The organism is Methanobrevibacter sp. UBA188 (assembly GCF_905234905.1).
GTDB lineage: Archaea > Methanobacteriota > Methanobacteria > Methanobacteriales > Methanobacteriaceae > Methanocatella.
This window is the reverse complement of record NZ_CAJOJM010000027.1, coordinates 1-20,889: the sequence shown is the minus strand read 5'-3', so window position 1 is coordinate 20,889 and position 20,889 is coordinate 1. Positions and strand designations below refer to the sequence as shown.

Annotated in this window: 21 protein-coding genes; 13 read left to right on the top strand and 8 right to left on the bottom strand. The window is 32.7% G+C overall.

What is annotated here, in order from left to right; genetic code table 11:
* Window positions 1-141: 141 nt before the first annotated feature.
* Window positions 142-789 (bottom strand): Ig-like domain-containing protein, encoded by a 648-nt coding sequence (locus QZ143_RS06625; RefSeq protein ID WP_292882466.1) that lies wholly within the window; start codon window positions 787-789, stop codon window positions 142-144.
* Between the two features lie 165 nt (window positions 790-954).
* Between QZ143_RS06625 and purD the strand changes: the two genes are divergently transcribed.
* The 3 genes from purD to argF all read left to right on the top strand — a co-directional run bounded on the left by purD (window position 955) and on the right by argF (window position 4,112).
* Window positions 955-2,265 carry a phosphoribosylamine--glycine ligase gene (purD, locus tag QZ143_RS06620; RefSeq protein ID WP_292882463.1) on the top strand — a complete coding sequence of 437 codons (1,311 nt, stop codon included), beginning with the start codon at window positions 955-957 and terminating at the stop codon, window positions 2,263-2,265.
* A 116-nt stretch (window positions 2,266-2,381) separates the two neighbouring features.
* Window positions 2,382-3,134, top strand: a complete 753-nt coding sequence (locus QZ143_RS06615; protein WP_292882460.1) for a TMEM175 family protein — start codon at window positions 2,382-2,384, stop codon at window positions 3,132-3,134.
* Between the two features lie 66 nt (window positions 3,135-3,200).
* On the top strand, window positions 3,201-4,112 hold the full coding sequence (gene argF, locus QZ143_RS06610; RefSeq protein WP_292882457.1) for an ornithine carbamoyltransferase: 912 nt from the start codon (window positions 3,201-3,203) through the stop codon (window positions 4,110-4,112).
* Between the two features lie 13 nt (window positions 4,113-4,125).
* Here the strand turns inward: argF and QZ143_RS06605 are convergent, their stop codons facing one another.
* Entirely contained in the window at window positions 4,126-4,467 is a 342-nt protein-coding gene (locus QZ143_RS06605; protein WP_292882469.1) for a DUF2085 domain-containing protein, read from the bottom strand.
* Window positions 4,468-4,565: 98 nt separating this feature from the next.
* On the opposite strand from QZ143_RS06605, the gene QZ143_RS06600 reads away from it, so the two are divergent.
* The 3 genes from QZ143_RS06600 to QZ143_RS06590 are packed head-to-tail and all read left to right on the top strand — an operon-like array spanning window position 4,566 to window position 7,275.
* A complete protein-coding gene (locus QZ143_RS06600; RefSeq protein WP_292882454.1) occupies window positions 4,566-6,260 on the top strand; it encodes an acetolactate synthase large subunit in 1,695 nt (564 codons plus the stop codon).
* The gene (gene ilvN, locus QZ143_RS06595) at window positions 6,261-6,746 is read left to right on the top strand and encodes an acetolactate synthase small subunit (protein WP_292609845.1); all 486 of its coding nucleotides are present in this window, start codon (window positions 6,261-6,263) and stop codon (window positions 6,744-6,746) included.
* A 1-nt stretch (window position 6,747) separates the two neighbouring features.
* Entirely contained in the window at window positions 6,748-7,275 is a 528-nt protein-coding gene (locus QZ143_RS06590; RefSeq protein ID WP_292609844.1) for a carbonic anhydrase, read from the top strand.
* Window positions 7,276-7,283: 8 nt separating this feature from the next.
* Here the strand turns inward: QZ143_RS06590 and QZ143_RS06585 are convergent, their stop codons facing one another.
* Window positions 7,284-9,323 (bottom strand): hypothetical protein, encoded by a 2,040-nt coding sequence (locus QZ143_RS06585; RefSeq protein WP_292882451.1) that lies wholly within the window; start codon window positions 9,321-9,323, stop codon window positions 7,284-7,286.
* Between the two features lie 212 nt (window positions 9,324-9,535).
* On the opposite strand from QZ143_RS06585, the gene ilvC reads away from it, so the two are divergent.
* Together ilvC and QZ143_RS06575 are read left to right on the top strand one after the other, a co-directional pair.
* Window positions 9,536-10,528: a ketol-acid reductoisomerase gene (gene ilvC, locus QZ143_RS06580; protein ID WP_292882448.1), complete on the top strand. Its 993-nt coding sequence runs from the start codon at window positions 9,536-9,538 to the stop codon at window positions 10,526-10,528.
* Between the two features lie 61 nt (window positions 10,529-10,589).
* On the top strand, window positions 10,590-11,594 hold the full coding sequence (locus tag QZ143_RS06575; protein ID WP_292882445.1) for a methanogenesis marker 12 protein: 1,005 nt from the start codon (window positions 10,590-10,592) through the stop codon (window positions 11,592-11,594).
* Between the two features lie 6 nt (window positions 11,595-11,600).
* Here QZ143_RS06575 and QZ143_RS06570 read toward each other — a convergent pair whose 3' ends face one another.
* Entirely contained in the window at window positions 11,601-11,804 is a 204-nt protein-coding gene (locus tag QZ143_RS06570; protein WP_292609840.1) for an LSM domain-containing protein, read from the bottom strand.
* A gap of 79 nt (window positions 11,805-11,883) precedes the next feature.
* Here QZ143_RS06570 and QZ143_RS06565 point away from each other — a divergent pair, with 79 nt between their 5' ends.
* Window positions 11,884-12,027 carry a hypothetical protein gene (locus QZ143_RS06565; protein WP_292882442.1) on the top strand — a complete coding sequence of 48 codons (144 nt, stop codon included), beginning with the start codon at window positions 11,884-11,886 and terminating at the stop codon, window positions 12,025-12,027.
* Window positions 12,028-12,032: 5 nt separating this feature from the next.
* Here the strand turns inward: QZ143_RS06565 and surE are convergent, their stop codons facing one another.
* Window positions 12,033-12,809, bottom strand: a complete 777-nt coding sequence (surE, locus tag QZ143_RS06560; RefSeq protein ID WP_292882439.1) for a 5'/3'-nucleotidase SurE — start codon at window positions 12,807-12,809, stop codon at window positions 12,033-12,035.
* A 128-nt stretch (window positions 12,810-12,937) separates the two neighbouring features.
* Here surE and QZ143_RS06555 point away from each other — a divergent pair, with 128 nt between their 5' ends.
* Entirely contained in the window at window positions 12,938-13,837 is a 900-nt protein-coding gene (locus QZ143_RS06555) for a restriction endonuclease (protein WP_292609837.1), read from the top strand.
* Here QZ143_RS06555 and QZ143_RS06550 read toward each other — a convergent pair.
* A complete protein-coding gene (locus QZ143_RS06550) occupies window positions 13,823-14,884 on the bottom strand; it encodes an oligosaccharide repeat unit polymerase family protein (RefSeq protein WP_292882437.1) in 1,062 nt (353 codons plus the stop codon). The two genes, QZ143_RS06555 and QZ143_RS06550, sit on opposite strands and share 15 nt — an antisense overlap.
* 3 nt (window positions 14,885-14,887) lie before the next feature.
* Window positions 14,888-16,243, bottom strand: a complete 1,356-nt coding sequence (cfbB, locus tag QZ143_RS06545) for a Ni-sirohydrochlorin a,c-diamide synthase (RefSeq protein ID WP_292609835.1) — start codon at window positions 16,241-16,243, stop codon at window positions 14,888-14,890.
* Between the two features lie 98 nt (window positions 16,244-16,341).
* On the opposite strand from cfbB, the gene QZ143_RS06540 reads away from it, so the two are divergent.
* The 3 genes from QZ143_RS06540 to QZ143_RS06530 all read left to right on the top strand — a co-directional run bounded on the left by QZ143_RS06540 (window position 16,342) and on the right by QZ143_RS06530 (window position 19,810).
* A complete protein-coding gene (locus tag QZ143_RS06540) occupies window positions 16,342-18,165 on the top strand; it encodes a threonine--tRNA ligase (protein WP_292882435.1) in 1,824 nt (607 codons plus the stop codon).
* A 66-nt stretch (window positions 18,166-18,231) separates the two neighbouring features.
* Entirely contained in the window at window positions 18,232-19,473 is a 1,242-nt protein-coding gene (locus QZ143_RS06535) for a bifunctional 5,6,7,8-tetrahydromethanopterin hydro-lyase/3-hexulose-6-phosphate synthase (protein ID WP_292609851.1), read from the top strand.
* A 55-nt stretch (window positions 19,474-19,528) separates the two neighbouring features.
* Window positions 19,529-19,810 (top strand): zinc ribbon domain-containing protein, encoded by a 282-nt coding sequence (locus QZ143_RS06530; RefSeq protein ID WP_292609833.1) that lies wholly within the window; start codon window positions 19,529-19,531, stop codon window positions 19,808-19,810.
* Here QZ143_RS06530 and QZ143_RS06525 read toward each other — a convergent pair.
* A complete protein-coding gene (locus QZ143_RS06525; RefSeq protein WP_292882433.1) occupies window positions 19,807-20,661 on the bottom strand; it encodes a phosphoserine phosphatase in 855 nt (284 codons plus the stop codon). The two genes, QZ143_RS06530 and QZ143_RS06525, sit on opposite strands and share 4 nt — an antisense overlap.
* Window positions 20,662-20,889 lie beyond the last annotated feature (228 nt).

The following is a 20,889-nucleotide window of genomic DNA, read 5'->3' as shown; positions in this document are numbered from 1 at the left end:
CGGTAATCCTACTCTCGTGGGAGAGTATCAGCCCGTGAAGTAAGAATCCTCGACTTCACCAAAGTCGAGGTAGTTCAAATGGAAATGTTCGTATTTAAAGGTGGTGTTAAAAGTTTAAGTAAAAAAAAGAAAAGAAATGGTTTATTCTAAACCATTTTCAGTAACAATAGGTTGGTTGTTAACGAGGTCCCACATGCTCTTACCGTCAGATTGTCCTCCTCTGATTATACCGTTGTCATCATACCAAACATTGAACTCTTCATCATAGTATAAGTTAGGTCCTGGTCCTTCAGAAAGGCTGGAACCAGATGATGAATTGGATGATGTAGTTTTCTCGTTATATTTTACAGTACTTGCAGTGGAATTTCCAGATACCTTTTCGGTTTCTGAAGTAGTTCCTTGTTCAATAGTTATGGTTTGGTTTGCTTTGCATCCGTTGTATTTATCGTTACCGCCATAGGTCACGGTAACTTCATGATTACCAGCAGCTTCATTGTTTAATACAAGTCCTCCTTTACCGTTATTGTCGGTTTTAATTGAGAAGTTTTGTTTTTGACCATTATCCTCAAAAGTAATGTTTATTCGTTGATCTGCAATTGCTTTTCCTTGAGAATCTTTTAGTTCAAATTGCACCATTTCCCCGTTTTTTAAGTGGGAGTTACTTAAGAAATTGATTTGTGTATTTTGTTTATTACCATCTACAGCAGCGGATGTTTGTGCGAATGCAATTCCTCCAGCAGCAGCAATGATGATAATAGCTAAAATAGCAATGATTATATTTCTATTCATTAATATCACCTATACCTTACTTTATTTAATTGAAGGGTATATTAACTTTTCTAGGCCATGAACTATTTTGAAGTTTAATGAAGTATAGTAATGTTAATTCTGTTATATATTGAAACATTTTAAATATTTTCAGTTACATATTTTAAACTAATAGGAGACTAGATTATGAAGGTTTTAGTTGTTGGAACTGGTGCTCGTGAACATGCTATCGCTGATGCCTTAAAGGATGATGTGGAATTATATTGTTACATGAGTAAGATTAACCCTGGTATGTCCAAAATCGCTGAGTTTAAACAAGGTGATGAGGGAGAAGTTGAAAAAGTAGCTGAATATGCAGTTGAAAATGACATTGATATTGCATTTATTGGTCCAGAAGCTCCACTAGGAAAAGGAATCGTTGATGAGCTTCAAAAAAATGGAATCAAATGTGTTGGACCGACACAAAGTGCAGCTAGAATTGAAACTGATAAGTCATTTATGAGAAAACTCTTTGAAGACTATAAAATCGAAGGATCTTTAGTTTACAAAGTATTTGATAATTCTGATGATGTTTCTGCATTTTTAGATGAATTTGACCGTGATGTTGTAGTAAAACCGGTTGGATTAACTGGCGGTAAAGGAGTAAAAATTGTAGGTGACCATCTTAAAGACAATGAAGAAGCAAAGGAATATTCCTGCGAAGTAATTGATAATGTAATGGGTGGATTTGCTCAAGTAATTATTGAAGAAAGATTGATAGGTGAAGAATTCACTATCCAAGCATTTTGTGATGGAGAACACTTAGCCCCAATGCCTGCAGCACAGGACCATCCTCACGCATTCGAAGGAGATGTCGGTGCAATCACCGGAGGAATGGGATCTTATTCTGATGTTGGTGGATTATTGCCATTCTTAAGCCAAGAAAATTATGATGCTGCCGTTGAAATTATGCAAGAAACCTTAAAAGCTATTGCTGAGGAAGCAGAACCATATAAAGGAATTCTATATGGTCAATTCATGTTAACTGCTGATGGACCAAAGCTTATTGAGTACAATGCCAGATTTGGAGATCCTGAAGCAATGAATGTATTGCCTCTTTTAAAAACTCCATTGGTCGATGTTTGTCAAGCTGTTGTCGACGGTACTTTGGATAAGGTAGAATTTGAAGACAAGGCTAGCGTTTGCAAATATATTGTGCCAGATGGATATCCGGAAACTCAATATGCTGGAGAACTGATTGAAGTGGATGAGAAAGCTATTGAAGAAATGGGTGCCAAAGTATTCTATGCTGCAGTTTCCCAGGAAGATGATGGAATTCACTTGTCTGGTTCAAGGGCGTTAGGTATTGTAGCTAGTGGTGAATCAATCGAGGAAGCTGAAAAAGTAGCTGAAAAGGCGTGTGAATTTGTTAAAGGTAATGTTTACCACAGAAGAGATGTTGGTACTCAAGATCTTGTCAACAAACGTGTTGAACATATGAAAGAAATTTTAAACTAAATTTCTTTTTACTCTTTTTTTTTGGATTTGGTGATATTATCAAAAAGGATGATGAATGCGAAGAATTTCATGATTATGAAAGTTTAAGAAATTATTTCAACACTCAACTTTTAGATATGGCTGAAGACTTAGATGAAGAAGATGTCGAAAAAATCAGAAACTTTAGAGCTTATTTTCAAGATAAATACTTAACTAATCCCGATGTCGAAAAAAAAGTAGACAATATAAAAACCGGCTTTTTTCATAGGGCTAGGCAATCTTTTGAAAGCAACATTGATATTGACCCTGGAAGATTGATTGGTTTAACTGATGGTATTTTTGGAATGGTTATGACTCTTCTGGTCTTTGGTATGGCTTTGCCTCAAGCTCATTTGATAACAGAAGGGCAGTTTATAACTTTTTTAAATTCAATTGCTCATTCTTTTGGGTTGACTATTGTTAGTTTTATTCTAGTCAGTTCTTTTTGGATTTATCATCATGAATTTATAAAAATTAATTCATTAAATATGCCCTTTTTATGGATTAATATATTATTTTTGGCTTGCATTTCATGTATCCCATTTACAACATCTATAATAGGTTCTTATTCAATGTTTTTCATATCCAATGTGCTATTTGGATTAAATATATTTTTGACAATTCTGTTCTTTTTAATTATGTATATATATGCATATAATATGGGATTTTTAGAGAATAATCCTTCAAAAACTGAAAAGAGATATGTTTTAAAAACATTCCTCATTATTATGGGCCTTACTATTGCTGTAAATCTTCTTGATTTCAATTTTTCAGAGGATTTTATTTATCTGTTCTTGCTGGTTCCAGTAATTTCTACATTGAGGGATATTAATTTTAAAATGAAGTCATAGAAACATTTAATATATATAAATGTAATATATTTAATTTTGTTAAGATTATTCTAAGGGGAATTATTAATGGGTAATTTGATATCAATATGTGATATAAAAGACGATGTTCAAGACATTTTGGATTTGGCTATAAAAATTAAAGCAGGTGAAGTGGAGAAAAGTCCTCTTGAAGGTAAAACATTAGCGATGATATTCCAAAAATCATCAACAAGAACTAGAGTTTCTTTTGATGTTGGAATGTATCAGTTAGGCGGAAGAGCAATCTTTTTATCTTCTAATGATTTACAGATGGGAAGAGGAGAACCGATTTATGATACTGCAAAGGTTTTAAGCCGTTTCGTTGATGGAATAATGATTAGAGCTGTTGAACATTGTGATGTAGTTGAATTAGCCCAACATTCTGATGTACCTGTTATTAGTGGATTAACCAATGTGGAACATCCTTGTCAGGCATTGGCTGATGTCTTAACAATCAAAGAACATTTTGGAACTTTTGAAAATAAGAAAATATGTTTCGTCGGTGACGGAAATAATGTATGTAATTCCCTTTTATTAATTTCCCCACTTTTAGGAATGGACATGTCTATTGCTTGCCCTAAAGGATATGAACCTAATGAACATGTTTTAAGAATTGCAAATGAGTATGCTAAGGAAATGAATACTAAAATCACTGTTAGTGATGATTTAAATGTTGCTTTAGATAATGTTGATGTTGTCTATACTGATGTTTGGGTTAGTATGGGTGATGAAGCTGAAGAATTACAAAGGAAAGCGGCCTTATCTCCTTATCAAGTTGATTCAGATTTAATGAACTTGGCAAATGATGGTGCTATTTTTATGCATTGTTTGCCTGCAGTCAGGGATCAGGAAGTTACAACAGCGGTCATTGATGGTCCAAATTCTGTTGTTTTTGACCAGGCAGAAAACAGACTGCATGCTCAAAAAGCTATTTTATATTACTTTTTAAAAGATGAATAACTGCTGTATATAATTACAGCAATGTAATCATCTTCAAAAGCCATTGAATTACTATTTTTAAAAAAATTATTAATCCTATTCCACCAATCACTCCAGTGATAAATCTCAATGTGTTATTGCTCTGTCTAAAATTCAATAATTGTGTAAATCCGTCGATTGATGTTGGTATCAAAAGTATTATTGAAAAAATTAATAAGTTGAGGCTATAGTCAATATTAAAAAAATAGTCATAAATTAAAAAAATGATTAATCCAGTATAAAAGCCGGTACATCTGGCGCACACTGGAAATTGATGCCCTTTGATAAAAAAGCTCCTTTCAGGTTTTCTGTGGCATATTAAATTTTTATAATTCATTTTAATCCTTTTTTTTAAAATATTTTTTTTCAATTAAGATAATTATATATATTTTTGTATACATAAGTTAGTGTATAATATATAAAAAGGTTATTACGATGAGAGGCGGAGAAGCGATAATTGAATCCCTCAAGAATATGGGGGTAAAAACTATATTTGGTTATCCTGGTGGACAAACAATTCCATTCTATGATATGTTATATGATGCAGATATCGATCATATCTTAGTTAGGCACGAACAAGCGGCAGCTCATGCGGCAGATGGTTATGCAAGAGCTTCCGGAAAAGTTGGTGTGTGTTTGGCTACTTCAGGTCCTGGTGCAACCAATCTTGTAACTGGTATTGGAACTGCTTATATGGATTCTTCTCCTATTGTGGCAATCACTGGTCAAGTTCCTACTCATTTAATTGGTAATGATGCATTTCAAGAAGCAGATATAATTGGGATTACTATGCCTATAGTAAAACATAGTTATCAACCAAAAAACCCTGATTTAATACCTTCAATGATTAAATCTAGTTTTGAAATTGCTTCTAGTGGAAGACCAGGTCCTGTTTTAATAGATGTTCCTAAAGAAGTTCAAGAGGGTGAATTAACAAAATTTGACGACTCTTTAATTGAAACTCCAGGTTATAATCCGACTGTTAAAGGAAATATCAAACAAATCAAAAAAGCTCGTGATTTAATTAAACAGGCTAAAAAGCCAATGATTTTGGCTGGTGCGGGAGTAATCATATCAAATGCATGCTGTGAATTGAAAACGTTAGCTAATACAATCAATGCACCAGTAATGACTTCACTTTTGGGTAAAGGAGCTTTTGATGAAACTGATGATTTGGCATTAGGTATGCTTGGTATGCATGGTAGAAAAGTTTCAAATGATTATATTAATGAATCTGACTTGTTGATAGCTATTGGTGTAAGGTTTTCAGACAGGACCACTGGTAGGCTGGATAGTTTTGTTCCGGATACTAAAGTAATTCATATTGATATTGATCCGGCAGAAATAGGCAAAAATGTGGATGTGGATTTGCCTATTGTAGGTGATGCAAAAAATGTTTTATCTTCATTAAATAAAGTTTTAAAAGATTATAAAGTTCCATCAGAAGTAAATGATTGGACTAATATGATAAAACAAAAAAATAAAGATTTAAAACCTCGTGTTAGTTATGATGATGTGCCATTAAAACCACAAACTGTTATAAAAGAAATTTCAGATGTTTTAACTCCTGAATCAATTTTAACAACTGATGTAGGTCAAAATCAGATGTGGGCAGCACATTTCTTTGACACTCAAAAGCCACGTAAATTCATTTCATCAGGCGGTCTTGGAACTATGGGATTCGGATTCCCAGCAGCGATTGGTGCAAAAGTGGCTTGTCCGGATGATCCTGTTGTATCTATAAACGGTGATGGTGGATTTTTAATGGTTTGTCAGGAGTTAGCTACTGTTCGCGAATATGACATTCCTGTTATTGCAGTTGTTTTGGAAAACAGAACATTGGGAATGGTATATCAATGGCAAAGCTTACTATATAATGAAAGGCACTCTCAAACATTGTTGGGTAATAGCCCTGACTTTGTTAAATTGGCAGAAAGTTTTGGTGTAACTGGAGTAAGGATTACACAACCTGGCGAAACTAAAGAAGCTTTATCAAGTGCAATTAAAGATAATGAACCTATTTTATTAAATGTTGTTATTGACTCCGAAGAGGCACTTCCTATGCTTCCTCCTGGAGCTGGAATTAATGAGATGATTGGTGAATATAAACTTGAAAAGGATGTGATTTAAATGGATACAGAATATCACGTTATTTCCACATTGGTTGAAGATAAACCAGGGGTTTTGCAAAAAGTAGCTGGAATGTTTAATAGAAGGGGATTCAATATTGAAAGTATAACTGTCGGTAAATCAGAAGTAGAAGGACAATCCCGTATGGTAATTACTGTTCATGCAGATGAAAAAGGGCTTGAACAGGTTACAAAACAATTAAATAAATTAATTGATGTTATCAAGATTAAAGATATTACTAAATCTGCTGTTAAAAGGGAATTGTGTCTTGTTAAGGTCGCTGTTCCTAATGCTAAAGCAAGAGCAGAAATAATGCAGTATACAAATATTTTCAGAGCACATATTTTAGATGTTTCGGAACAAACATTGATGGTTGAGCTTACTGGAGATAAGGAAAAGATTAATGCATTCATATCTTTAGTAGAAAATTATGGAATTAAAAGAATAGCCCGTACTGGCCTTACAGCTATGTCAAGGGGAGTATAAAATGACTATATTAGAAAACGTATTAAAAGACAACAAGGAATTTGTAGAAAACTTTGAAGGCGAAGAAATGTCTCACCATGCAGCTAAGAAATTAGCTATATTAACCTGTATGGACTGCAGACTAATCGACTTTTTTGAACCAGCACTTGGTCTTAAAAGAGGAGATGCAAAAATCGTTAGAAACGCAGGAAACTCCATTGTAGGTGAAGATGCAATCAGATCTATTGGTGCAGCTTTATACAACCTCGGTGCTGAAGAAGTCATGGTTGTAGGTCACACAGAATGTGGTATGGCTGGTGCTGATGCTGAAGCTTTAAAAGAAAAAATGCTCGCTCGCGGTATCAAAGAGGAAGATATTGCTAAATACGATTTGGCTGAATGGATTGGTGGATTCGAATCTGAAGAAGAAAACGTTAAAAACGTTTGTGAAAAAATCAAAAACCACCCATTAATACCTGATGTACCGGTACACGGTCTTATCATCGATATCGTAACAGGTGAGTTAAAAGTTTTAGTAGATGGTTATTAATCCCCCATCTATTTTTTTATTTTTATCAAACTTTTTTTAGATATGCTGTAGTTTTTATTTCCGGATGAAATTACAACTTTGTGTTTTCCTGTTTTTAGGTTTTTGGTGTTTATTTTAGCTATTCCTTTTTTATTTGTTTTAACTGTGTATGTTTTGAATTTTTTACCGGTAAATACTTTTATTTTAACTTTAACGTTAGAAAGCATTCTTTTTGTTTCTTTATTTTTGATTGTAACTTTGAAATATTTTGATTTTTTGAATTTATTGGTTACTTGTGGAGCTTTAACGATTGTTCTGGCTTTATCAATCTTAATTGATGTTGTTTTCATGATTTCTTTTTCGACAATAACCTGGATTTTATGAACTCCTGCATCAAGTTTTGTAGGAATTTCAAAAATCACATCTCCATCGGAACCTGCTGATTCACGATATGTTTTGTAGTTTTTACCTGTAAATACTTTAAAAATGACAGTCCTGTCTGATAAATCACAAGTATGGTTACCTACCATTTTTATTTCTAAAAAGCTATTGATTTTTGAATATCTGTTGAATTTAAAGTCTTTAATTAATTTTATATCTGTTATTTTAGGATTTACAGTCAAATTCACTTGTGTGAAGTATCGTTTACTGTTAAAAAGGAATTCATCATCAAAATAGTATACGTTAAGGCTTAATTCTCCAACAGTGTTAAGGGTGTATTTTGCGTTCCCATTTTTATCTGTAAAGACAAAACTTGTATATGGTTCATTTGGATTTTCGATAAATAATTTAACATCTTTTACTGGATTTCCAAAACAATCTTTAACGTTGAAAGTAATGCTGTCATTTATGTAATAGGTAATATTTTTATTAAATGATACTCTGTAGAGTGTATCAAAATTAATGTCCTTGTTGTTGATTTCGTATTTTCCGGTATTGTTTATCAGATATGAGTTTTCGATGATGTTGCTTGTATTCGCTATAGAATTCATGTATATTATAATTGTATTGGATAGATTTCCGTCGTTGTAAAAGTTGGAATTGTTTATATTTAAATTTGAGATATGGGATTCAATTGTTGTTTTATAGAAATTTGAGTTATTTGATTTGATATTGGTTTCTGTTGCTTTTATCTTGGAGTTTTCAGCAGTTGAATTTTCAATTATAAAGATAGATTCATCAGAATAAATGTTCGGTGTAAATTCAAAAGTGGAGTTATTGATTAGGGTATTTTTTAAAATCACTTCACTTCCTTTGTTGTAATATCCTCCTTGAAACATAAGTTCGGAGTTATTTAAAATTGCCTGTTCAAAGTTAATATAGCTATATTCAAGGTCAATTATAGGTCTATCAAATGAGGTGTTTCTAACGTTGATTCTGTCTGACCATCCTTTTAAATTTGAATTGCGGAATTTTAAGTTATTTATGTTAATGTTATAATGGGATAGTGAAATTTCTGAATTGTTTAGACTGGAATTTATCAAATCTATGTTGTTTTGCATGAATATTATTGAGCTTCCACAGATAAAAATGAAGTAATTGTTTTTTGAAGTAACTGTAGAGTTATAAAAAGCACAATCGATTATTTTTGAATAGTACTTGTATCCCTGATATAAGTTCAATTCAATTTTTGATTCATTGAACACGCAGTTATCAAAGGTATTATTCAATTCCTTGCTGGTAAAATTTGCATTGATAAATTTACAATCTAGAAAGTCCATTTTATGGCGACTTATCAAATTTAAATCTTTAAAGGTAATATTTTTAAAAATAATGTGCTTTCCAGTATTTTTGATGTCGTAAAGGCCCTTTGCAATTATGACTGTTCCATTATAGTCAGGTTCCGGTTCTTTTTCAGTATCTAAAAATAAAGTGGAATTTTTACCATCAATGATTGTCTTTTCTTTGATTCCTTCAATGGAAATGGATTTGTTTAGATATAAGTGTGTTTCCTTTTCAGGATTTAATTCATATGTTTTTTCATCAAGTTTTATGCTTCCTTGATCTTCACATTCATCTATTAAATTTTCAATATCTCCCGTATCGGTATTATTTTCAGATGCAGACACGATTCCGATGCCTAAAAATAAAATTAATGAAAATAACAATATTGAATATAATTTTCTAATAATATCACCTAATAACTGTATACTATATGTTACAGTTAATAGTATTTAAAAGTTATTTAGGTTACTTTTATAAATATAAAAAATCATATTTATTAAGTGATAGTTATTTGATATCGTAACTTTTATCAAATTTATTTAACGAGATGATTTAAATGAAAATGTACTACGATGCAGATGTAAATACAGATGCTTTAGAAGGTAAAACCATTGCAGTAATTGGTTATGGTTCCCAAGGTAGAGCACAATCTAGAAACATGGCTGACAGTGGAGCTAATGTTATTGTTGGTGTAAGAGAAAATGGTAGTTCTTGGAACTTAGTCAAAGAAGATGGCATGACTGTAAAAACCATTGAAGATGCAGCTAAAGAAGCTGATATCATTCACATTTTGCTTCCTGATGAAATCCAAGAAAAAGTATACAATGAACAAATTGCACCATATGTTGAATCTGGAAACACCATTTCATTCTCTCACGGTTACAACATCCACTTTGGTTTAATTAAACCTGATGAAGATGTGAATATTGTAATGTTTGCACCTAAAGGACCTGGATCCATGGTAAGAAGAACTTACGAAGAAGGATTCGGTATTCCTGGTTTAGTAGCAGTTCAACAAGACGCTACTGGTGATGCTTTACAACTCGCATTAGGTATGGCAAAAGCTTGCGGATTAACCAAAGCAGGTGTTTTAGAAACCACTTTCCAAGAAGAAACAGAAACTGACTTATTCGGTGAACAAACTGTTTTATGTGGTGGTATTACAGAATTAATCAATGCAGGATTTACCACTTTGGTTGAAGCAGGTTATCAACCTGAAATCGCTTACTTTGAAACCTGTCACGAAGTAAAACTCATCGTTGATTTAATCTATGAAAAAGGTTTTGCTGGAATGTGGCATGATGTAAGTAACACTGCTGAATACGGTGGATTAACCAGAGGTAATAGAGTTATTACTCAAGAAACAAAAGACGGTATGAAAGCAGTTTTAAAAGAAATCCAAGATGGAACCTTCAAAAAACAATGGGCTGAAGAAAACGCTACTGACGGCGCTAACTTAAAAGAAATGAGAGCTGCTGAAGGTCAAAAAGATATTGAAATTGTTGGTGAAAGATTAAGAAAAGCTTGTGGATTACAAAAAGACGATTAAGTCTTTTTAATCCTTTTACTATTTTTTTTATATAATAATTTTTTTTTAATGTGTGGTAATCATGGTATTTATTGGTATGGACCATGGAACTACTGGAATCTCTTTTTGCATAATGTCTGATGACGGAGATATTATCGATATTTTTAAAATAGGAAGGGAAGAAAGTAAAAAAGGTTTAGTTTCCGCTAGTGAGGAACTGACCAAACGTATTGATTTAGATTCTGTGAAGTTAATGGCCATTACTTATGCAATGGGTGATGGCATAAATAGAATTTTGCCTACTGAAAATGTCAAGGACAGGGGAATTTTATCCATTAACGGTGCAGGCAAGGTAACTGGTGGTGGAACATCAGTATTTTCAGAGTTACAGGAATTAAATATTCCGTCCGTAATGATTCCTGGTCTTCACAAGGATTCCACTTCTTTGGATAGATTGTTTAGAGCCGCTTACTCACACCAGGCAAGTCCGGAAAAGGTAAGCATTTCCTATAATGCAATTAAGGAAACCGGCTGGAACAATTTCATTGTTGCAGATATCTCTTCAAACAGTGTGGATATTCTAATTGAGGATGGAAAAATTAAGGGAGCTATCGACGCATGTCTGGGCGCTATGGGTATTGTCCACGGACCTATCGATTTGGAAATGATTAGGGATATTGATGAGAACAATGCATCTGCAAACGATTGTTTTTCTCATGCTGGAGCAATTAAAATTGCCGGAATCGATGGTAAAGTTGCAAATATGAAAGATCAACTTTTGGAAAACTATAAAAATGGCGATGAAGATGCCAAATTGGCAATTGATACATTAATCATGACTGTAGCTATGGAAATTGCAGGTTTGGATATTGCTTGCAATAATGATATTGAAGGCATTGTTTTGACAGGTTCTGTAGGAAGTGCAACCGAACCCTTTAACTTTGAAGATGAAATTAACAAATATTTCAAAAATAAGTATCAATTAAAAGTTATTTCAAAAGAATCAGGTGCAATTGGTGCTGCACAAATAGCAATGGATGTTTTTAATGGTGAAAAAGAGATTTTAGGAATAGAAGTAGATTTCTAAAATTTCCTAATCTTCTTTTAAACTAATAAATATGATATTTCCGCCTTTAATGGTTTCAAGGCCGTTTTCATTTTCAAGGACAAGATTTAAATAATTATCTATAGCAATTACTTTTCCTTCACTTTGATAGTCGCCTCTTAAATCTACAGTTACATATTTATTTTTAAATTGAGTAAAAAGTTTATTTACATTATCTTTATCGTGACTCATTTTTTCAAATCCTTGGTTATAATTCTATTTTTATTTTGAAGTTTCAACTTTAAATACTTTAATGTTGATAATATATATTATGGCAATTAATCAATTAGAAGAAAATTTAGAAGCAATTACAAGAACAATTGAACAGTTAAAAAGAGACGGATGCACAGATGAAAAGATTTTAAATGAACTTAGAGAAGAAAGAGATAAAATACTTAAAGATTTAAATTTATAAGTATTTTATTTTAACCATTCTTTTAATGAACTCATATCGCTTGTCAAATCTATTTTTAAGGGAGTTACAGTAGTTTTATGCTCCTTACGTAATTCATACCCATCACTTCCAGGCTCATCAAAATCGTATGGCTCTCCACCAATCCAGTAGTATGGCTTTCCACGAGGATCCAGACGTTCATGAATTATGGGTGTATACATTCTTTTTCCTAATGTAACTACTTCAAACTCCTCATTAATCGGATTTTCAGGAATATTCACGTTTAACAAATCAATTCCTTCAGGTAAACCTTTTTTTAAAACAATTTTGGCTATTTTATTTAGCATTTTTGTAGCGAAATTGAAGTCTATTTCAACTTCACCGTTCTCAAATTTAATATCGTCTCGTATTACTTCCTGTGAAATTGCTATTGTTGGAATTCCAAAACTTGCCGCTTCAATAGCAGCTCCTAAAGTTCCTGAAGTTGTTAATTCTGCTTTTCCTAAATTATAGCCTGTATTTATTCCAGAAATCATGATATCGGGATGTTCGGATAATATCTCAAATAATCCGATAGTTACTGCATCGGTAGGTGTCCCGCTTACACCATATCCCAAACTTCCGTCTTTTAAAGTGTATTCATTTACTCTTAATGGTTCATAAAGTGTTAATGCATGTCCAATACCGCTTTGTTGTGTTTCAGGTGCCACTACATATGTATCACATAATTCATCTACTGCTTTTTTTGCAGCAAGGATTCCTGAAGCGGTTATTCCATCATCATTACTTATTAATGCTTTCATATATTTATTAAGGTATAACCTTGTTAAAATATTTTTAGATTTCTAGCAAATTATGATAAACTTTAATAACAATTTAATGTATAAAATATATTAGTAATTTTTTTTTAAAAACACATGCGGGTGGAAATTTGGAAAAACCACAACTTATTAATTTCATAGCTAAGGTAATGGAGGACTCTGGTTTCAAGGTTTATAAGAATTTTAAAACCTCTCAGAAAGTCATAGATATATATGCCATATTGCCAACAACACTTGGGGATTTTGGTGTTGTTGTAGCATGTAAAAACTATGATAAAGACTTTGAAATTGGGGTGGATGTTTTAAAAGAGATGGAAGAAGTTGGAGAAAGTTTAAAGGCATCCAAGGTCACAATTGTTTCTTCTTCTTATTTTTCAAGTCAGGCAACCAATTATGCACTTCGTAAAAACATTAAATTGGTAGATCGGGATAATTTGCTGGAACTTGCTAAAAAATACCAAGATAGAACTTCTCAAACTACTTTGGATAACACTTCCTATGATGGCGGAGCAGCAGCTTATATTGATGAGGAATATCCTGAATATAGTTATGATGCTTCAGATATGGAATATCTGATGCAGAGACGTGAACAAAATCCTGTTGTTTATAAAAATACTCTTTATAGGCAAGATGATGGAGGAGTTCACCATGGTGGATTTTCTTCTCTATTGAATAGGGGGGCTCACGCTCCGAGGGATAGTAGTTTTGGTTATACTACCTTATATAACTATAATCAAAGAAGCCTTCAGAATTCACGGTTCTTCCAATTAATTCAAAATCCAATTATAATGATTATTGTTGTTGTAGTTGTTGCTTATCTTCTTTCATTTATCTGCGGAAGGCTGTTAAGACTTGATGCTGGTATCACCGGATTAATCGAAATGCTTGCAGCATTGATTTTATCTTATGGTTTATCATTATATGCTGAAAGAAATGGTGATTTCATCGTAAGAGGAACATTCATATTCTTTATTTCATTAGTAATATTAATTATATTAATTTTTATTTAATTTAATATAATTAAAATTCATTATTATTAAAATCAAACCTAAAAGATATAAAAACCAAATCATTATGTCTGTTGGTCCGGTTTCTATCCAAATTAATGTGTGTGTTAATATTATGGAGTAAATCCCTACTCCTATTCCTTCTTTTATTTTATGTACTAACTGTAAAAATGTTCCCATAAATAACATTTGAATTGTAAGTCCGATTAATCCGAAATCAAGATATACAGGACCAAACAATGTGGATGTTAAGCATACGTCATAATGAAGTACATATTGGCCGATAAATGTTCTTGGACTTCCTGATGAAAAAATCATGCTTAATATATGTCCGTGTGTGCTTCCGCCTAAAGGTATTATTTTTTCAAATACTTCTAAAGTGAATGCAGCTCTGTAAAAAACAAGTTCTAATGGGTTTAATGTCCAATGTTGGTTCGCAATTGATTGTGATGCAATGTATCCGACTGCTAACATTCCAACAGCAATTATGGCTATAAAGATTATGCCTAATTTTCTTGATATTTTTTTAAGGTAATAAAGGGTAATAAAAGAGCTTCCTAAAATTCCAAGAACTGAAGTTCTATATCCATTTAAACCGAAAATCAATGCTCCGAGAATTACCAGTAGCAGATATTTCTTACTGTAATACTTTGCAAGCAGGATATTTATCATTATTAAAAATAGTGGATAGGCTACTCTCCAGATATTGGTTGTGGCATTTGATTTCAATACGCTATTGAATAGGGGAATTCCTCCAAGCAATACCATGTTGAGGGTTTGCAGAATCAATGCGATTATGACAAGTGCCAGTATGAGTTTTTCGGATAAAAAATCCAGACTTTTAGTTTTTTCTACATTAATTTTGTATTTGATACATACTGCACCGACTGCAAAAATGATACATGCAAATATGACGGTCAATATTACTTCCGGTTTCAACGGGTCTTCAAATCTGTAATTGAATGAGCCTATATATCCCATTGCTAAAAATATGAGTATTGCAACTACAACTAACAATGGTTGGAAAAAATCAATTTTTTCAAATTTCATTTTCTATCCTCCAAGCTCTTTTGCAGATATGGCCAGATTTCCTCCAAAATCAGGCATTGCAGCTACATGGGTGTGAACATAACTTGCAAGAGTATTTCTCTCAATAAATCCATCTTGGTTATTGTATGATCCTTTTCCTCTCAATATATTGAATGCCAGCTTGTGCTGAATGTTACTTGAATCAACCAATACTTTGGAGTAATGGAATTCGTGACCGTGGAATTTTTCTCCTTTTTTGGATATGATATTGTCTTCGGTAACTTCGGCAATTGTATACTTTAGCGCTTGCACCCTGTCTGTTAAAATTGCTTTGTAAGGATATACATTAACAACTTTATCTTCATGGATGGAATTCATAAGATACATTAAACCACCACATTCAGCAAAGATAGGCCTATCTTCCAAGTGGAAAGTATTAATTTCTTGAAGCATTTTTTCATTTGCGCTAAGTTCCTTGGAAAAGAGTTCAGGATATCCTCCACCGATATACAATCCATCTACATCAGGCAACCCTTCATCGTTTAAAGGTGAGAAATATTCAATTTTAGCATTATTTGCCTCTAAAGATTCTATATTTTCCTTATAATAAAAATTAAATACTTCATCGTATGCAACTCCAATTTTAACCTTTTGTTTGTTCAATTTATTCCAAATCGGAACAATATCTGATGTAATTTTTGGAGCTTCGCCAGCAATTTCCACCAGTCTGTCTAAATCAATTGAATTTTTTATTACTTCAGACCAGATATCAATATATTTAAGTGAATTCTCTTTTTCACGAGCAGGAACAAGACCTAAATGTCTTTCTTCTATTGATATTGCATCATCACGTACAATACCGCCAATTACCTCGGTTTTGGTAATCTCTTCAATTGACCTTTTTGTTTTTTCGTAGTGAGCCTTATTTTTAACTTTATTCAAAATAACTCCGGCAATATTTATTTCGGGATCAAGAGCCTTAAAGCCCAAAACCAAAGCCGCCGCACTTTTAACCAAACTTCTGGAGTTTATGATTAAAATCACCGGTGCCTTTAAGGATTTGGCTATTGAAGCTGTACTTCCTATGTCATTGACAGAATCAATTCCTTCATAAAGGCCACGAACGCCTTCAATCACGGCTATATCTTTTCCCACCATAGCCTTTAGATAGGAATCCCTTACTTGGCCGGATTCCATAAAAAACGAATCCAGGTTTCTGGATACATTTTCGGTAGCTAATGTATGGTAGGATGGATCGATATAATCTGGCCCAACTTTAAAAGGTTGGACATTGTATTTTTCGCTTAAAGCCTTCATTATTCCGGTAGATATTGTTGTTTTTCCAACTGCACTACCTGTCCCTGCTAAAATAATTCTCATAATTAGTAATTTGCATCTTTATTATATAACAATTTTTTGTATAAATCATTTTATATAATATTAAAAATAAAATTTAAACCATAATATATGGTGATTAAATGAGAATTTTACTAATCCATTCTGATTATTTAAATTATACTGTAAAGAATAAAACACCTGTTGCTGAAGAAATTGAGGATGCTAAAATGCAAGGAGCATTCGACGATTCTTTAGTGGTATTTACAAGTGTTGAAAAAGAAGATGAAGATAATCCAGAAGGTATTGTTAAAAATTTAGTCAGTGAAGTTATAAAAACCAATGAACAAGTTAAAGCTGAAAATATTGTATTATATCCATATGCTCACTTATCTTCTTCATTAGGTTCTCCAAAAGTTGCTATTAAAATTTTAAAAGATACTGAGGAAGCTTTGCTTGCTGAAAATTTAAATGTTAAAAGAGTACCTTTCGGATGGTATAAGGCATTTGAGATTTCCTGTAAAGGTCACCCATTAAGCGAACTTTCAAGAACTATTACTGCAGACACTGAAGAAGAAAAAGTTGAAAGAAAACCATCTAAATGGCAAATCCTTGAAGGGGACAAAATAACTCAAATTGATGACTTTAACTTTGAAAACAGAGCTTTCAAACAACTTGTTGATTATGAACTTGGTCAGGGCGCATCTGATGAAGGCGAACCACCTCATGTCAAATTAATGAGAGAAAAAGAAATCTGTGATTATGAACCTGCTTCTGATGTTGGAAACCTCAGATGGTATCCAAAAGGAAAATTAATCAGAGATTTGCTTGCCGATTATGTTTATGACTTAACTGTCGACCGTGGAGCAATGCCGGTTGAAACTCCAATCTTCTATGATTTGGACAATCAAGCAATTTATGAACATGCTTACAAATTTGGTGAAAGACAATACAGAACCGACACTAAAAAGAATTTAATGCTTAGGTTTGCAGCTTGTTTCGGTGCATTCAGATTAATGTCCGATTCATATTTGACATGGAAAAATTTCCCTGCCAAAATTTTTGAATTGACCAGATACAGTTTCCGTTTTGAGAAAAAAGGAGAAGTTGTTGGTCTTAAAAGATTAAGGGCATTTACCATGCCTGATTGCCACTCATTCTGTTGTGATGTACCTTCATCTTTAGAAGAATTCTCTCAACAAACTGACATGTGTATGCAGACTGGTAAAGACTTGAATTTAGATTTTGAAGTAATTTTCAGAGCAACTCAAGACTTCTTTGAAGAAAATGAAGAATGGATGTATGAAATTGCTCGCAAGTTCAACAAACCAATTCTTTTAGAAATTTTGCCTGAAAGACATCATTACTGGGTATGTAAAATAGATTTGGCAAATATTGATGCTTTAGGTCGTCCTATTGAAAACCCAACTGTTCAAATCGATGTTGAAAGTGGTAAAAGATTTGACATTACCTACTTGGGAGAAGATGGCGAACAGCACAATCCTACAATCTTGCACACTTCACCAACTGGAAGTATTGAAAGGGTTTTATGTGCAATGCTTGAAAAAACTGCAATTGAAATCAATGAAAGATCTCCAATGTTGCCAACCTGGTTAAGTCCAATTCAAGCAAGAATCTTAACTGTTGGAGAAAGTCATAAAGAATTTGCAGAAGAACTTTATTCTAAAATCAATGCTTCCAACATCCGTGTGGATATTGATGATAGGGATGAGAGTATTGGTAAAAAAATCAGAAATGCATCTAAAGAATGGATTCCTTACATATTTGTTGTCGGTGACAAGGAAATGGAATCCGGCAAGTTCCAAGTAACTGTTCGTGAAACTGGTGAGAAAGTAGAAATGACAGTTGATGACTTGATTAGTGAAATTAATGAAAAATGTGAAGGAAAACCTTTCAGAAAATTGCCTTTGCCTAAGGATATTTCAAGAAGGATTAACTTCCAATAATTATATTTACAAATAAAAACATATTATAAAATGTTATTATATAACGGAGGAAATTTAATGGACCCAATGTACAGAATAGGAGAAGCTCTTATTGGAGATGGCCCTGAATTAGCTCACGTTGATTTATTAATCGGTGATAAATTCGGCCCTGTTGGTCAAGCTTTTGCTAATGGATTATCCAATTTATCTGTTGGACACACTCCTTTAACAAGTGTAATCAGACCAAACTTAATGACTAAACCAGCTACTTTAATTATTCCTAAAGTAACTGTTGGTGATTTAGAAGATGCTAGTAAAATTTTTGGACCTGCACAAACTGCTGTTGCAAGAGCAGTAGCTGATGCAGTTGAAGATGGATACATTCCAAAAGAGATAGTGGAAGACATTGTAATTAATGTAAGCGTATTTATTGACCCTTCTGCAAAAGATTTCAGAAAAATATATCAATACAATTACGGAGCGACCAAACTAGCTATCAGAAGAGCAATGGAAAATTACCCATCCATCGACAAAGTACTTGCAGAAAAAGATCGTGGAACTCACCCAATTATGGGATTCAAAGTCAAAAAACTTTGGTCACCACCATACTTACAAGTTGCACTTGACCTTGATAATGAAGCAGCTATGGAAAGAATCATTAGCGATTTACCTGATAATGATAGAATCTTACTCGAAGCAGGTACTCCACTTGTTAAAAAATTCGGTGTAGGAATCATCGGCAAAATCAGATCTTTACGTCCGGATGCATTCATTATTGCTGATTTAAAAACTTTAGATGTTGGTCGTGTAGAAGTTAAAATGGCAGCAGATGAAACCGCTGATGCAGTAGCTATTTCCGGTCTTGGTACTGTTGAATCTATTGCTAAAGCTATTCATGAAACTCAAAAACAAGGTATCTATTCAATTCTTGATATGATGAATGTAGCTGAATTTGAGAAAAAATTAGCCAAACTTCCTGAAGACTTAAAACCAGATATCGTTTTATTACACAGAAATGTTGATATGGAAACCTACAGAGCAGAACATGGTGAAGACACCAGTGACATGACTGAATGGGGTAATATTAAAGATATCAAAGCAGCTCTTGGTCCTAAAGGCTTAATTGCTGTTGCTGGAGGAATCAAACCTAATAATGTAGAAGAGGCTATTAATAAAGGTGCAAACATCATTATTGCTGGCAGATACATTATCGGTTCAAGAGATGTTAGAAGAGCAGCTCAAGATTTCTTAGAACATTTCGACCCAGATCCAGACAACATGAGACTTGCTATGGATGAAGACGAAAATATTGAAGTGAAAGACGACTAGTAAATTAGATTAATTTCTAATTTATTTTCTATTTTTTTTAAAAGGAGTTTTTATTATGGGATTTTGTAATTCATGCGGTAGGCCAATAGTCAGAGAAGATTACGGAACTAACAAGGATGGCAGTCCTAATGATGAATTTTGCATAGATTGTTATCAAAATGGAGAGTATACAGAACCAGATATAACTCTTGATGAAATGATTGTTAGAAAAACAAAAGAAATGATGGAAAAAAATCCTAGATTGCCAGAAACTCAAGCAACTGGTATAACTGCTTTTTTTATTCCTGGATTGAAAAGATGGAATCCTGAGTTTCAGGATGATTATAAAACCCTTTAATTTCCACTATTTAAAATAAATTCTTTAACCTTATTGGCGATGTATTCATCGTGGCTTCTAGTGGATTTAATATTATATATTTCTTCCTGTAAATCGTTAAATTTGTCAACTAAATCATTATATTCAAGACGTAATGAATCATAATCTTTTTCTAAATCTTCATTAAGTTCATAAATTTCAGCATAACTGGTTTTTGTACTGAGATTTTCATGTTTTAGCTGATCATATTTGGAAGTGATTTGATCGTAGCTGCTTTTGATGCTTTGATGTTCTTCTCTTAAGCTGGAACATTTTGTTTTCAAGTTTTTATTTTCTTCCTTGATGCTTGAATATTTGGTTTTGAGATTTTCATTTTCGGTTTTCATATTGACGAATTTGGTTTTTAAATTTTCGTTTTCTATGATTAATTTTGAATGTTTGTCTCTGATTGTTTCATTTTCTTTTTTCAAGCTGTCAATATTATTTCTATTTAAGGTATTGTATTGGTCTTCAATTTCATTAATAACTTCATTTTTTGCAGCAATTTCAGCTTTGAGCTCTTCGATTTCTTTTTCGTATTCTAAAGTAGATGGATTAATGTTATTTTCAAGTTGATCTCTCAATTCTTTCACTTCCTGCACATACAAATAATTAGCTATTTTTAAAGACTCACTTTCTTCCTCTCTACTTTTAAATGTTTCAATTTCACTTTGTGGTATAATAAGTACTTCTTCCTGGTTATTGTATATGTCTTCATTTTTTGGAACGGTGATTTGAATTTGTTCTGTAGTATATTTTTTCCTCTCACCGTTTTTTAGAGTTCTGTGATATTCCCTTGAATATTTTTTTACAATACCTTTTCCAACTTTCATATTATACCCTTACATTATTATGTAGTATATATTGTGTTTGAAAGTATAAATATTTTTATTAATTGTTATTTTTATCTTAATAGTGAAAGAATACTCCGACCTCTTTAAGGTTGGGGATGAATTTCACAAAAAGGCATCTGAAGATATTAGTTTTCAAATGCTCTCTCTATTTCTTTATATATTATTTATTATTTAAATTAGTTTATATAATTTTAAAATTGTCTCTTG